This is a genomic window from Indioceanicola profundi (assembly GCF_003568845.1).
Lineage (GTDB): Bacteria > Pseudomonadota > Alphaproteobacteria > Azospirillales > Azospirillaceae > Indioceanicola > Indioceanicola profundi.
Genome location: NZ_CP030128.1, coordinates 43,749 through 55,878, shown reverse-complemented (window position 1 = coordinate 55,878; position 12,130 = coordinate 43,749). Strand labels below are relative to the sequence as shown.

Here is a 12,130-nt window from a genome sequence, read left to right as displayed (position 1 = left end):
GGGTCAAACTTCGGTTCGGAAATACACCGCATACTGCGCCATGGTGCTCTCCCATGCTGGTGATAGTGGTCCTGCCACTCCGGCGGAAACAGTGCCGGAGAAAAGAACCGCCTCATAGATCGCGATCACCGCATGTCGAGACCGCATTTACTCGAATGGGACGCATCGATATGGCCGTAAGCAATGCCGGCTACGGCCTGTTCGGCGCGGCCGAGGAATTGGATGATGCGCAGATCGAGCACCAGATCGCGACCAATCTGACCGGCTCCATCCAACTCATCAGGGTGGTGCTGCCGCATCTCCCCCGCCAGGCCGGCGGACGGATCGTGCAGGTCTCCCCCGAAGGTGGCCAGATCGCTTATCCGAGTTTCAGCCTCTATGACGCGACCAAGTGGGGTATCGAAGGCTTTGTCGAATCCGTCGCGCAGGAGGTAGCGAGTTACGGAGTCGACTTCATCATCATCAAACCCGGTCCGACCGGCACGAACTTCGGCGCCGGGCTTGTCTATGGCGCACCGCTAACGGCATATGACGACACGCCCGCCGGGCAGATGCGGAGAGCGCTGATAAGGGGCGAGTTCGAGGTGAAAGGCGATGCCGAGCGCACTGTGGGTGCCATGATTGTGGCGGCTGATGCATCGAACCCGCCATTCCGTCTTGCGCTCGGAAGCACAGCCTACGAATCCATATCCCTCGCCCTGGAAAAGAGGCTTGCCGCACTCCGGACGCAGCGCATACTCGGCAAACCGGACCGGTTGAGGTCGGCGGTGGAGCACTCCCAGGATGGCGCGTGAATTCGTATTGAAGGCTGCCGATCATGTGGCGTTCAAGCAGGTCAGATCAGGACACCTCCACTCGTCGCTGGTCGACTTCGCCGCCGAAATCGATGCGGCCGAGCCAATCGAGGAAGACGCGAACGCGCGGTGAGAGCTGTCTATCACGCGGGTAGAGTGTACACACGGGGGATGGGTTAGGCCGCAGGTCCGGCAAGATCTCGACCAACTGACCCGATGCAAGATCGTCGCTCAGGTGATAGCGCGGAACCTGGACGATGCCGAGCCCTAGCCGCGCCGCGCTGACCAGGGATTCCGCCGATGTCATCAGGATCGATGGCTGGATCGCGCGCTCGACTGTCCTGTCCCCGACGGTGAACTCGAAGGCCAGCGCTGCCCCCGTCCTGGAGGACAGAAAGCCGACGGCGCGATGGCGGTGCAGGTCGTCCAGGTTCGTGGGCGTGCCGTAACGTTCGAGATAATCCGGCGATGCCGCCGTAATCTCGGGCAAGGATCCAAGGCGTCTTGCGATGAGATCGCTGTCGGCAGGCTCGCCGACTCGGACGACGCAATCAACGCCCTCGCGCACGAGATCGACGAGCCGATCTCCTTCAGAGAGCGTGAGCCGGATCCCGGGATGGTGATCGAGGAAATCCGGCAATCCGGGCAGAATAAAGTGACGGGCCAGGGTGCCGTGCGCGTTCACATGCAGCTCGCCTTCCGGATTTTCGCCCCTGAACGCGGCCTCGGCCTCTTCGACATCGGCTACGATCCGGACGCATTGCCGGTACCAGGCCTCGCCGTCGAGCGTCGGCGCCACCACGCGCGTGCTGCGGTCGAGCAGGCGCACGCCGAGCTGCGCTTCCAATCGCTTGACCACGTCGGTCACCGTCGAGCGCGGTAGCTCCAGATCGGCCGCGGCCTTGGTGAAGCTGCGCGTCTCCGCCACCCGGCAGAAGACCCGCATGGCGTCAATTCTGTCCATTGTTCGAGTATCTCGGATACTGATGCCGAATGGAAAGGTATTATCCGTGAACCGTCGGTACCCAAATGTGGGATACCCCGGCAAGAACCGCCGGGTGCGAATCGGAAAGGACAAATCATGACGATCAACGATTGGAAAGTCGCTCTCGTAACCGGCGCCTCCCGCGGCATCGGGGCGGCCATTGCCAAGCGCCTCGCCGCCGACGGCTTCGCTGTCGTGGTGAACTATTCAGGCAGCGCTTCTGCCGCGGCGGAGGTCGTGTCGGAGATTGAGGCGGCTGGCGGCCGCGCCGTCGCCGCGCAGGCCGACATCTCCGACCCGAAGCAGGTGTCAAGCCTCTTCGATCGCGCCGAGAACGCCTTCGGCGTGCCGCAGGTGCTGGTCAACTCGGCCGGGATCATGCCACTTGCCCCGCTGGCGCAAAGCGACGATGAGCTCTTCGACAAGACGATTACGGTGAACCTCAAGGGCACCTTCAACACGCTGCGCGAGGCGGCGCGACGGATGCAGGATGGTGGCCGCATCATCAATCTCTCGACCTCGGTCGTGGGCGCGAAGCTGCCGACCTATGGCGTCTACACCGCGACCAAGGCGGGCGTCGAAGCCATGAGCGCCATTCTCTCGAAGGAGCTGCGCGGCCGGAACATCACCGTCAATGCCGTGGCGCCCGGGCCGACCGCGACGGCCCTGTTCCTGGACGGCAAGACCGAGGAACAAATCGAGGGCTTGAGCCACGCCAACCCGCTGGAGCGGCTCGGCCAGCCTGAGGACATCGCCGCCACCGTATCGTTCCTCGCCGGCCCGGACGGCGGCTGGATCAACGGCCAGACGCTGCGCGCCAATGGCGGCATGGTGTGAGGGAGGCGGACATGACCAAAACCATCCTCATCACCGGCGCATCGAGCGGGTTCGGCGCCATGACGGCGCGCGCACTCGCCGACGCGGGCCATACCGTCTACGGCACCATGCGCAAGACAAAGGGGCGCAACGCGCCTCGCGTCGAGGAGGCTGCGGCCTATGCCAGAGACCACCACGTAGACCTGCGCACCGCGGAGATGGACGTGGCCGACGACAACTCCGTTACTACCTGCGTTGCGGCGATCGAGACGGAGACGGGTGGCATCGACGTGCTGATCCACAATGCCGGGCACATGGGCTTCGGTCCGGCAGAGGCGTTCTCGCCCGAGGACCTGGCTCGCTATTACGACACCAACGTGCTCTCGACGCAGCGGGTCAACCGCGCCGCGCTTCCCGCCATGCGGGCGCGGGGTCACGGGCTCGTCGTCTGGGTCTCCTCCTCGTCGACGCGGGGCGGCACGCCGCCCTTCCTCGCACCTTACTTCGCGGCCAAGGCGGGCATGGACTCCCTTGCCGTCTCCTATGCCGCGGAGCTTGCGCCCTGGGGCATCGAGACTTCGATCATCGTGCCCGGCGCGTTCACTTCCGGCACGAACCACTTCGCCCACGCCGGCAAGCCGGCGAGCCCGGAGGTGGCCGCCGCGTATATGGATGGTCCACTCGCAGGGGTGGACCAGCAGGCGCTCCAGGGCCTCGCCTCGCTCGAACCCGGGGATGCGGACCCTGCGGAGGTCGCCCGAGCCATCGTGCGCGTCGTGGACACGCCGTTCGGCAAGCGGCCGTTCCGTGTGCACGTGGATCCCTCTCGTGACGGAGCGGAAGAGGTCAACGGCGTCGCCGACCGGGTTCGCGCCGAGATGCTGCGGCGCATCGGCCTGGAAAGGCTGCTCGGACCAAATCTCCCGGCCAGCTGAGTTGGAACGGGCCAGCGCGCGTCGCGCGCTGCGCCCAGCCCACCGCATCGCTTTTCAGAACGCGATGCGAGCCGACCGCTCATCACTCAAAAGGAGTCTCACAATGTCGCAAACACCAACAATTCCGGAGACAAAAACCGAGGAACAGATCCGGGGAATGATCAAGAAGCTGGCGCACGGGTTCGGATATCCCATTCGCTCCCCGCTTCTCCATAGGCCGAGCGATCATGGCCTCAGCTTCGAGAATGTGACCTTCCCTTCTGAGGACGGAGTGCCGCTCGAAGCCTGGTTTATTCCATGCGAGGGATCACGCAAACTCATCATTGCAAACCATCCGCTCTCCTTCAGCCGGACCGGACTTCCGGCGCATATGGAGCCCTGGAAGTCGACTTTCGGAGATTTCGCCGGCAACGATTTCGAGGTGAACTTTATCCCGGACTACAAGATCCTGCACGACAACGGCTACAATGTCCTGACCTACGATTTCCGAAACTTCGGGCACAGCGGCGCCGCGAACGGCGGCATGCAGAGCAATGGGCAGTATGAATGTCGCGACGTCATCGGTTCGCTGAACTATGCGAGGTCGCAATCGGACCTGAGCGACATGACGATCGGCCTGTTCAGTCGCTGCCTCGGTGCCGGCTCCAGCATGTTTGCCATGGCATGCAGCCTGAGCTACTTCGAGGACGTGCGCTGCATGGTGGGGGGGCAGCCCATATCGGTTCGGTCCATCATGGAAAGGACGCTGGAGCATTTCGGCCTGCAAGATCGAATCGATGAGTTCGAGCAGGAACAGAAACTCATCACCAGCTTCGATCTTGACGAGATGTCACCGGTGGAACCGGCCAAGAGCGTGAGCGTGCCTACCTTCCTGTTTCAGGTCCGTGATGACGTGTTGACCCGACCGAGTGACGTGCAAGCGATGTTCGACAACATTCCCGTCGCGGATAAGAAACTGCACTGGATCGAAGGCGCCACCCGCCGGTGGGGTGTGTACTGCTGGTTTCAACGCGAGCCGAAACAGAGCCTGGAGTGGTTCGAATGCCATATGAACTGACGCGGCGTATGCCGCCGCAATGGAGACGCGGGGACTGCTAGATGCCGTAATGGGCTGGGGCCAAAGGATGGCGTGCTGGGTGGCTGTCCCCCAGAGTAATGGTGTGAGGAACGGGGCCCGAGCGGGTCGGCCCCGAGCATCATCGGAGAGCAGCCATGGAGCAGTATGCCGGGATCGACGTGTCGTTGGAACTGAGCAGCGTGTGCGTGGTGGAGGCCAAGGGCCGGGTGGTCCGCGAGACCAAGGTGGCCGCCCTATGGGTCAGGTTCACCATGGAAGCGCCACAACAGCAGTGGCAGTCCGTCCAGCGATACAGCATAGTTAAGAGAGCCTGAGGGGGTTTGCGAAGCGGTACAAGATCAATCTGAAGACGGTCGCCAAGTTGCATGAGAAAGCCACTCGCCGTGTCGCCGGCGATTTCCTTCGGGCTCTTGCAGCGGCCGTTCCCTACAAGATCCACACCGTCCTCACGGACAATGGCACGCATTTCACCGAACCGTCAGGCACTGCCTGGACGCCCGAAGACATCAAGGCAATGCGTGCCGAGAAGGTGCCTTTTCGCTGCCACGCTTTCGAAGCGGCCTGTGCCGACCTCGACATTGAGCACCGCCTGACAAAACCCCACCATCCATGGACAAACGGCCAAGTCGAGCGGATGAACCGGACGATCAAGGATGCCACCGTCAAGCGCTTCCATCACGAGAGCCATGACCATCTCCGGCGGCATATGGCCGATTTCGGCACCGCCTACAACTTCGCCCGCCAAACGAAGACTTTAAGCGGTTTCACCCCCTATGAAGCCATCTGCAAAGCCTGGAATTGAACATCTAATGGTGGAACGAGTGGCGCCGAGGGCGCCACTCGTCAGGTATACGGGTCGGCCGCTACCGGTCGGTGCGGCGGCCGGCGGTGCCGCGATTGTCGTCGACCTCGACCTCGGTGTGGCGAACACTGTCGGAAATGGTCTGGGCCCGTTCCTCGACATCCTTGCGGATGACAAGCTCCTCCTTCACGCGGGCCTGCTTAGCAACTACCGCCTCCTCATCCGTCTCCGTCACCTCCACGGTGCGCTCGCGGAAGGCGTCGGCCGGAATGTCGCCGGAGGCGCCGGTGACCGCGCGACGTTCCACCGTGATGGTTTCGTCGCGCAGTCGCACCTGCTCCTCGATCGGCGTCTCGACAATATAGCTGCGCACGCGAACGCTGCCCTGTTCGACGGCGCGCTTGCCGACCGAGACATTCTCTTCGACGATGGGGATATGCTCCTCATTGCCCGTGGCGGTGCCGGCCGAGGTGCGGTCCGTATCGCGCAGGGACGCCGCCGCCCTGCTCAGGCCGGAGCCGTAACGGCTGCGCTCTTCCGTGGCGCGGGTGGCGTCATACTCTTCCGAGCTGGCGTCATAGCCGGACCAGCCGCTCTCCCGATAGGACCGCAGCCGGTCGTCGATATCCACCGGACCATGGCGCTGAACGATCTCGATCGCCGTGTCGCAATGGTTGCTGCTGACGTGGCCGACCAGCAGCACCCCGCCGCGGCGCAGTCCCTCGGCATAGGCTTCCGCATCGGCCTGGGGAACGCCCAGGCGGGTCAGCGTGCCGACGCGCTTGCCCGGGCTGTCATAGTCGTGCCCGAAGCTGCTGAACACGCCGCGGTCATTGCCGAAGTCGGCGGCGGATTGGGCATGCGCCCCGCCCATCACCTGGAAGGACCGCCGGAGCCCTGCGGAATCGAGTTCGCTCAGGACCTGGTTCGCCGTGGTCACGTCGTCGTAAAGCGCAACAATGGTCTTGTCGCTCATGGGGTCACTCCTCGCTTGGTTGGTCGCTGCGCTCCAGCATCCCGTCGCGGGTCACGCTGGCCTCTTCGGTGCGCAGAGTTGCCGAAATCTGTTCGGTGCGGCGGCTGACCCGCCGCGTGATGTGGACTTCTTCTTTGAGGATCAGCCGCTTGGTGACGACCAGCTCCTCCTCGAGCACAGGCACGATCAGGACATCGCCGTCCTGGCGGACCTCGGGGGCGGTTTCGACCACCCGGCCCACGGGAACCCGGACGATGTCGACCGTCGTGCTGTCCAGCTCCTGCTCGACGGTCTGCTCCCGGGCATGCACATGGGTCTCGACGCGGACGGTCGAGGTTTCCACAGCCTTCTTCCCGACGGAGAGTACTTCCTCGTGCAGGGGAATAGTCCGACGGGAGTCCATGCGTTTGCTCCCGTCAGAATACGAGCAGGGCGACGATGACGGCCAGGATGATGAGACCGATGACCCACCACAGGGTCTTGCTGCCGCCCGTCTCCGTCCGCTCGACCTTCACATCCGTTTTCGGGGCCGTACTGGTGCCGTCGGTGTCATAGACACCCACCTTCCTCGGCTGATCCGCCATCGGCTTTGCTCCACGTCCTGAGAAATGATGGCGGCCAACAGAATTCTAGGCGGCAAGTTCCAAGCCGCCTAATTACCGGTGAGCCAGTTACATACCCCTAGGTTGCTAAGAAGTGCCGGCAGCTATAGCTGCTTTACATGCGTCTTCATTCCGCTGCTCTGCTTTTATAAGCATCGCTGAATAAAAGGAACCTGCTCTGACAGAAAAGGTTTGTGCAGCACCGTGCAACCGGCGCGGCAACCGCCATCCAGGAGTTATTACGATGGATCGCGTGCAGACATACGATACGGGCAGCGGGCCCACCGGCGTGGCCCCGGCTACGGACGCCCGTGTCGACATTGTACCGACCGCGCGTCGCGTTTCATGGGGGGCCGTGTTTGGCGGTGTCGTCCTGGCGCTTGCGGTCAATATCCTGCTCAGCCTATTAGGCATCGGGATCGGCCTCACCACTGTTGACCCGGTACAGCCAGGTGGCTCGCCGGCGGCCAGTTCGCTCGGCATCGGCGCTGCGATCTGGTGGGTGGTGAGCATGCTCGTTGCCATGTTCGTGGGCGGATACACCGCGGCCCGGCTGGCCGGCGTGGTCCAGAGCGGCGACGGACTGCTCCACGGTCTGATCACCTGGGCGTTCGTGCTTCTGCTGACCTTTTATCTGCTGACCAGCGCTATCGGCGGCATGGTGGGAGGTGCTTTCAACACTCTGACCAGCGGATTGCAGAGCGCGGCAGGGGCCGTACCAGAGGCAACCCAGGCGGCGCAGAACAGCGGCATTACAGGCGGCCAGATCGGCCGTCAGGTGGATCAGCTGATCAGCCAAGTGGCCCCGGACGCCACGCCGGAGCAGGTGCAGCAGGCTCGCCAGCAACTGACGGACCTCGCCCCGCAACTGCTCCAGGGCGGTGAGCAGGCGCAGCAGGCGCGGCAGCAGGCAAGCCAGATCCTGGCCCAGCTCGCCGGACAGACGCCCGAGCAGATCCAGGCGCAGGTCGATCAGGCCCTGCAGCAAGCCGAAACCCAGGCCCGGCAGACGGCCGAAACCGCCGCCAATGCGGCCAGCCACGCTGCGATCTGGGGCTTTGTCGCACTGGCCTTAGGCGCTGCCGCAGCCGCCTTCGGCGGCAAGACCGGTACCCGCCAAGTACACGCCGCGCGCAGCACAACAGCAGGCGTCGGCCGCTGAGAAGGCGTTCTCCGGGAACTTCCACACCAGCGAAGCATTGGCACTGATGTGCACACCAGCCGTGCCCACGAGAGCAGCTCGTGGCCACGGCGGCAGATGGGCCAGCCTGCAACCATGTAGGCTGGCCCTTCTTCTCTTCTGCCTATCGCAGAAGACCGGCTGCCGTTTGCGCACCGCCATCATGCGAGGGAATGCCGTCCGGCACCTGTTTCTGGTGGTCTCTCAAAGCTTCGGCCGCGGCGCGCTCCGCATCAGCCTGTTCGGCCAGGCGAGGTGGCATCATAACTGCAACCTCCTGCCAGCAGAACCGCTCCAAGTACGAGAAAATGTGGTTTCATGGCTCTCGCTCCGGCTTCCTTGCCGGTCTGCTGTCGTCCTGGTAGCGGGCCGGGGAGAGAATAATGCTGATCAGATGGACTGTACAGGCGGCCAAACGATGTTTTGAAAGCTCCTGGGGAACCAGCCCCCATCGATCTGGTTGACCGCCCAGCCAGCAATCGGGAGGAGAGAGGATAGGATGAAGGAACTCAGCCCGCAGACAATTGCTGTGGTGAAGGCGACCGTGCCCGCCCTAGAGATGCACGGCCTGACCATCACCCGGCGCATGTACGAGCGCCTGTTTCGGATTGCGGACATCCGCGACCTGTTCAACCAGTCCCACCACGGCGAGACCGGTTCCCAGCCCAAGGCGCTTGCCGGGGCCGTGCTGGCCTACGCACGCAACATCGACAATCTGGGCGCCCTGGCACCTGCCGTGGAGCGCATTGCCCAGAAGCATGTTGGACTGAACATTCTGCCCGAGCACTATCCCTACGTGGCCGAGGCGCTGCTAGGGGCCATCAAAGACGTGCTCGGCGATGCTGCTAACGACGAAATATTAGCTGCCTGGGGCGAGGCCTACTGGTTCTTGGCTAACGTGCTGATCGCACGCGAAACCCGGATTTATGGCGAGCTTTCCGCGGCCCCCGGCGGCTGGTCGGGCTGGCGCGATTTTACTGTGGCCGGCAAGCAGCCAGAGAGCGATATCATTACCTCATTCACCCTGCTTCCTGCCGATGACGGACCCGTCCTGCGGCACCGGCCCGGGCAGTACCTGACCTTTTGGCTCGATGTTCCAGGACACCATCCGCTCAAGCGGAACTACTCGATCTCCTCGGGCCCAAATGGGATCAGCTATCGCATTTCGGTGAAGCGGGAGCCCAACGGCATCGCGTCCAACTGGCTGCACGACCGCATTCAGCCAGGAGACAAATTGCGTGTCGCTCCGCCTGCGGGCGAGTTCTTCCTGGACTATCCGATCGCGCGGCCCGTGGTGCTGCTGAGCGGCGGTGTGGGGCTGACGCCGATGGTCAGTATGCTGGAGGCCCTCGTCGAGCGGCGACTGGAAGTGCCGGTCTACTACATCCATGGCACCCAGGACGGCTCTACGCACGCTATGGGCCCTCTTGTACGCAGCCTAACCGCGCAAGCCCCTGGCGTAACCACCGCTGTCACCTTCTATGCGGAGCCGCGGCCAGAGGACCGCCTCTGGCAGGATTATGATCGTGCCGGGTTGATCACGGTGGAATGGTTGGCCGCCAACACGCCGGTCGGCGAGGCAGATTTCTTCCTCTGCGGCCCACGTCCGTTCCTGCGAACGTTTGTTGGAGGCCTGTCACAGGTCGGCGTGCCGTCCCACCGCATTCACTATGAGTATTTCGGTCCAGCCGATGAACTTATGGCTGCCTAATCAAGTGTAACTGGTCGGCGCTGAGGGCCAGCATGACTTGCTACGCAGGGCGATGGCATAGAGCCAGCTTGCTAATGACCTAGTTTGCGGTGTCTTGTCCAGATGCTGCCCAACTCCCATCCTACCAGTCCTGAACAATCCGGGAGGGCGCGGTGGCAGGCAAGGTGGTTGGGTGACTTTCTGATCTCCTCCATCTGCCGGTCGGAAACCCCAAGGGCGGCCAGCTTGCGCCGGGCTCCTCGCCTTCGTAGACCGGCACCATGTCCATGCCCATGGGCGACTTGCCGAGATTATCGCTCTTGTAGTCGGGGATCATGGGCTCCCACCAGTACAGGATTTTCCTGTCCTGAGAGGTGGCGGGAGAAGCAGCATCTGCCGATAGAAGTTGGCGTTCCAGAAGCACGCCTCCGCCAACACCAGCGGCGGCAATGGCCAGAATAGCCACGATGGCCTGGGGCCTCATATGCATTGTCCTCCGAACGAACAGGTCGAACGGACCCCGCCCGGTGCGCAATGCAACCCGGAACATCGGTGGTCGAGTCAGCTGGTCGTCAGATGGTCTGCGGAGGGTGCTGCGGTGGGGCCACCATATGCGGCGGCAGATGGTCTTGGACGTGCCATTCCGCATGCGCGGGCCGCATTGCCGCAAGCGTGGCAGCCTGGGGCGGCGTGATCGCACACATGGCAAAGCAGGACATGCCGTCCATCACTTGGCAAGGTGCGTAACCGTCCGCGTTGGTGTCCAATCATGGAGGCTGAGCAGCCATTTCAGGTCCGCCCAGATCGGACAAGGCGGTCATTTCACCCATGGCATCGGGCGTCGTCATGGTGGGAGAAGCCATCGCCGGGGCTGCAGCCCCAATCGCCCCTACAAGGTAGGTCAAAGATGTTCCGGGTGCCGCCGGCTCCGGCGCCGCACTTGTGCAGCGATTCGATCATCGAGCCGATGACGACCGGATTCTGGCCCATACCTAGATAGTCGTTGGAGCACCACACCGTCACGTCCCGGGCCGGCGAATCCGGTTCCGGGAAGAAGGAAGCCGTCGGAAACTCGCCAACCCGGCGCTCAAGATCGGCGAACACCCGATAGCGGCCTTCGCGGCGGAGGCCATCGATCTGGCTCTTGAAGAAGCTCTCGTAGTCCATCGGGCGTGCCCTCCCCTCGCTTGCTGCCGGCCCCGGGCTAGTTCGACGAGGATGTGGCGTTGACGCGCCCACCGGTACCATCCCCGGGTATCTCGCCCGAGGTTTCGGCCGGTTGGGATGCGTTGGGAACAGCACCTACTGGCCCATCCTCAATGGGCGCCACGGCAACACGCAATTCAAGCGCCCGCTGACGAATCTCATCCATCCTCGGCGCTTGGTTCTCGGCCAACGCCCTCACAGCAGGATCGCTGCCCTGCGCCGCCAGCTTATACAGGATGTTCGTCTGGCGCATGAGGCCTTGGACACGGTCGCGCAGGAAGCTGCTGTCGAGAGCCTGCCCGTGCAACGTTCGCAGACGCTCAAGCACCTGCCGATCCTCGTCCAAGGGAGCGGCGGGCAAGGCAATCCGCTGGCGGTCCGCCAGCTCCTTCAAGGCGCGATTGAGATTGCGCTGCTGGACAAGAACCAATTGGGCAAGCTCGCGCACCTGGGGATGTTCGGAACGCTGCGCCGCAATTTCAGCCTGCGCAATCTCACCAAGGCCGCGTTGGTAAACCTGCTGAAGAAGAATGCCATCATAGTCCGCAGATGCTTCTGCGGCCGAACTATTCATCTCGGCGAATGAAACTGGCGCGGAAATAACTAAAATTGCCAGCACACTTCCGGCCACCGCCGCGGGTGACCTCATTCTATTGCCCATCCAGAGTTCCTCACTTTTGTTCGTGCGACCCCAGGAGACTTTATGCTAGGCATAGCTTGCACAGGGCTGGCAATAGTCTTTAATAAAAATTTACATCAGGGGAACCGCATGTACCTTGGCCGGTTTCACCCTGATAACTGTCCCTCCGGTATGGCGCTGTATCCTGCAGCGCCCCTGAAGCGAGCGCGGTCATGCCAATGAACAGGCAAGCTCTAGCGGAGCCCAACGCTGCCATGGACCCGTCCTTGAACCCGCGCATGCAAAGGCGGCGCGAGTTGATGATGTTTTTCTTTCTTGCCTTTGTCATCTGGCCGTTCGTCGCCGTCGCGGTGGTTGGCGGGTACGGGTTCATGGTCTGGATGTATCAGTTGATCGCCGGTCCGCCGGGCCCGCCCCATGTTTGAT

Annotated in this window: 13 protein-coding genes and 3 pseudogenes; 9 read left to right on the top strand and 7 right to left on the bottom strand. The window is 62.9% G+C overall.

Going from position 1 to position 12,130, the window contains the following annotated elements; translation table 11 throughout:
* Nucleotides 1-134: 134 nt before the first annotated feature.
* A pseudogene (locus tag DOL89_RS21540) lies at nt 135-794 on the top strand (SDR family oxidoreductase); the annotation flags it as partial.
* 46 nt (nt 795-840) lie between these two features.
* On the opposite strand, the gene DOL89_RS21535 reads toward DOL89_RS21540, so the two are convergent.
* The gene (locus tag DOL89_RS21535; RefSeq protein WP_119681446.1) at nt 841-1,758 is read right to left on the bottom strand and encodes a LysR family transcriptional regulator; all 918 of its coding nucleotides are present in this window, start codon (nt 1,756-1,758) and stop codon (nt 841-843) included.
* A 117-nt stretch (nt 1,759-1,875) separates the two neighbouring features.
* On the opposite strand from DOL89_RS21535, the gene DOL89_RS21530 reads away from it, so the two are divergent.
* From DOL89_RS21530 to DOL89_RS21515, 5 genes and pseudogenes are all read left to right on the top strand, one after another.
* On the top strand, nt 1,876-2,616 hold the full coding sequence (locus tag DOL89_RS21530; RefSeq protein ID WP_119681445.1) for an SDR family oxidoreductase: 741 nt from the start codon (nt 1,876-1,878) through the stop codon (nt 2,614-2,616).
* Between the two features lie 11 nt (nt 2,617-2,627).
* Entirely contained in the window at nt 2,628-3,530 is a 903-nt protein-coding gene (locus tag DOL89_RS21525; protein ID WP_119681444.1) for an SDR family oxidoreductase, read from the top strand.
* A 157-nt stretch (nt 3,531-3,687) separates the two neighbouring features.
* Complete coding sequence (locus DOL89_RS21520) at nt 3,688-4,587, top strand: alpha/beta hydrolase (protein WP_404813520.1); 900 nt, start codon at nt 3,688-3,690, stop codon at nt 4,585-4,587.
* 155 nt (nt 4,588-4,742) lie between these two features.
* Nucleotides 4,743-4,922: a hypothetical protein gene (locus DOL89_RS26085; RefSeq protein ID WP_162937759.1), complete on the top strand. Its 180-nt coding sequence runs from the start codon at nt 4,743-4,745 to the stop codon at nt 4,920-4,922.
* Between the two features lie 44 nt (nt 4,923-4,966).
* Nucleotides 4,967-5,410, top strand: a pseudogene (locus tag DOL89_RS21515) (integrase core domain-containing protein); the annotation flags it as partial.
* A gap of 61 nt (nt 5,411-5,471) precedes the next feature.
* On the opposite strand, the gene DOL89_RS21510 reads toward DOL89_RS21515, so the two are convergent.
* The 3 genes from DOL89_RS21510 to DOL89_RS25140 are packed head-to-tail and all read right to left on the bottom strand — an operon-like array spanning nt 5,472 to nt 6,970.
* Complete coding sequence (locus DOL89_RS21510; protein ID WP_119681443.1) at nt 5,472-6,386, bottom strand: YsnF/AvaK domain-containing protein; 915 nt, start codon at nt 6,384-6,386, stop codon at nt 5,472-5,474.
* A 4-nt stretch (nt 6,387-6,390) separates the two neighbouring features.
* Complete coding sequence (locus DOL89_RS21505; protein ID WP_119681254.1) at nt 6,391-6,789, bottom strand: YsnF/AvaK domain-containing protein; 399 nt, start codon at nt 6,787-6,789, stop codon at nt 6,391-6,393.
* 13 nt (nt 6,790-6,802) lie between these two features.
* Entirely contained in the window at nt 6,803-6,970 is a 168-nt protein-coding gene (locus tag DOL89_RS25140) for a hypothetical protein (RefSeq protein WP_162937745.1), read from the bottom strand.
* Between the two features lie 262 nt (nt 6,971-7,232).
* On the opposite strand from DOL89_RS25140, the gene DOL89_RS21500 reads away from it, so the two are divergent.
* Nucleotides 7,233-8,150 carry a hypothetical protein gene (locus tag DOL89_RS21500; protein ID WP_119681442.1) on the top strand — a complete coding sequence of 306 codons (918 nt, stop codon included), beginning with the start codon at nt 7,233-7,235 and terminating at the stop codon, nt 8,148-8,150.
* Between the two features lie 517 nt (nt 8,151-8,667).
* Nucleotides 8,668-9,879, top strand: a complete 1,212-nt coding sequence (hmpA, locus tag DOL89_RS21495; RefSeq protein ID WP_119681441.1) for an NO-inducible flavohemoprotein — start codon at nt 8,668-8,670, stop codon at nt 9,877-9,879.
* Nucleotides 9,880-10,000: 121 nt separating this feature from the next.
* Here hmpA and DOL89_RS21490 read toward each other — a convergent pair whose 3' ends face one another.
* The 3 genes and pseudogenes from DOL89_RS21490 to DOL89_RS21480 form a co-directional block, all read right to left on the bottom strand.
* Nucleotides 10,001-10,342: a hypothetical protein gene (locus DOL89_RS21490; protein WP_119681440.1), complete on the bottom strand. Its 342-nt coding sequence runs from the start codon at nt 10,340-10,342 to the stop codon at nt 10,001-10,003.
* Nucleotides 10,343-10,764: 422 nt separating this feature from the next.
* A pseudogene (locus DOL89_RS21485) lies at nt 10,765-11,025 on the bottom strand (5-aminolevulinate synthase); the annotation flags it as partial.
* A 37-nt stretch (nt 11,026-11,062) separates the two neighbouring features.
* Nucleotides 11,063-11,725 (bottom strand): DUF4142 domain-containing protein, encoded by a 663-nt coding sequence (locus DOL89_RS21480; protein WP_119681439.1) that lies wholly within the window; start codon nt 11,723-11,725, stop codon nt 11,063-11,065.
* A gap of 233 nt (nt 11,726-11,958) precedes the next feature.
* Here DOL89_RS21480 and napE point away from each other — a divergent pair, with 233 nt between their 5' ends.
* Nucleotides 11,959-12,129 (top strand): periplasmic nitrate reductase, NapE protein, encoded by a 171-nt coding sequence (napE, locus tag DOL89_RS21475; protein WP_119681739.1) that lies wholly within the window; start codon nt 11,959-11,961, stop codon nt 12,127-12,129.
* Nucleotide 12,130: the final 1 nt, after the last annotated feature.

Coding starts and splice junctions, on each gene's coding strand:
- DOL89_RS26085 (WP_162937759.1), top strand. CDS start 4,743: ATGGAGCAGTATGCCGGGATCGACGTGTCGTTGGAACTGAGCAGCGTG.
- DOL89_RS21505 (WP_119681254.1), bottom strand. CDS start 6,789: ATGGACTCCCGTCGGACTATTCCCCTGCACGAGGAAGTACTCTCCGTC.
- DOL89_RS21490 (WP_119681440.1), bottom strand. CDS start 10,342: ATGAGGCCCCAGGCCATCGTGGCTATTCTGGCCATTGCCGCCGCTGGT.
- DOL89_RS25140 (WP_162937745.1), bottom strand. CDS start 6,970: ATGGCGGATCAGCCGAGGAAGGTGGGTGTCTATGACACCGACGGCACC.
- DOL89_RS21525 (WP_119681444.1), top strand. CDS start 2,628: ATGACCAAAACCATCCTCATCACCGGCGCATCGAGCGGGTTCGGCGCC.
- DOL89_RS21480 (WP_119681439.1), bottom strand. CDS start 11,725: ATGGGCAATAGAATGAGGTCACCCGCGGCGGTGGCCGGAAGTGTGCTG.
- DOL89_RS21520 (WP_404813520.1), top strand. CDS start 3,688: ATGATCAAGAAGCTGGCGCACGGGTTCGGATATCCCATTCGCTCCCCG.
- DOL89_RS21530 (WP_119681445.1), top strand. CDS start 1,876: ATGACGATCAACGATTGGAAAGTCGCTCTCGTAACCGGCGCCTCCCGC.
- DOL89_RS21535 (WP_119681446.1), bottom strand. CDS start 1,758: ATGGACAGAATTGACGCCATGCGGGTCTTCTGCCGGGTGGCGGAGACG.
- napE (WP_119681739.1), top strand. CDS start 11,959: ATGGACCCGTCCTTGAACCCGCGCATGCAAAGGCGGCGCGAGTTGATG.
- hmpA (WP_119681441.1), top strand. CDS start 8,668: ATGAAGGAACTCAGCCCGCAGACAATTGCTGTGGTGAAGGCGACCGTG.
- DOL89_RS21500 (WP_119681442.1), top strand. CDS start 7,233: ATGGATCGCGTGCAGACATACGATACGGGCAGCGGGCCCACCGGCGTG.
- DOL89_RS21510 (WP_119681443.1), bottom strand. CDS start 6,386: ATGAGCGACAAGACCATTGTTGCGCTTTACGACGACGTGACCACGGCG.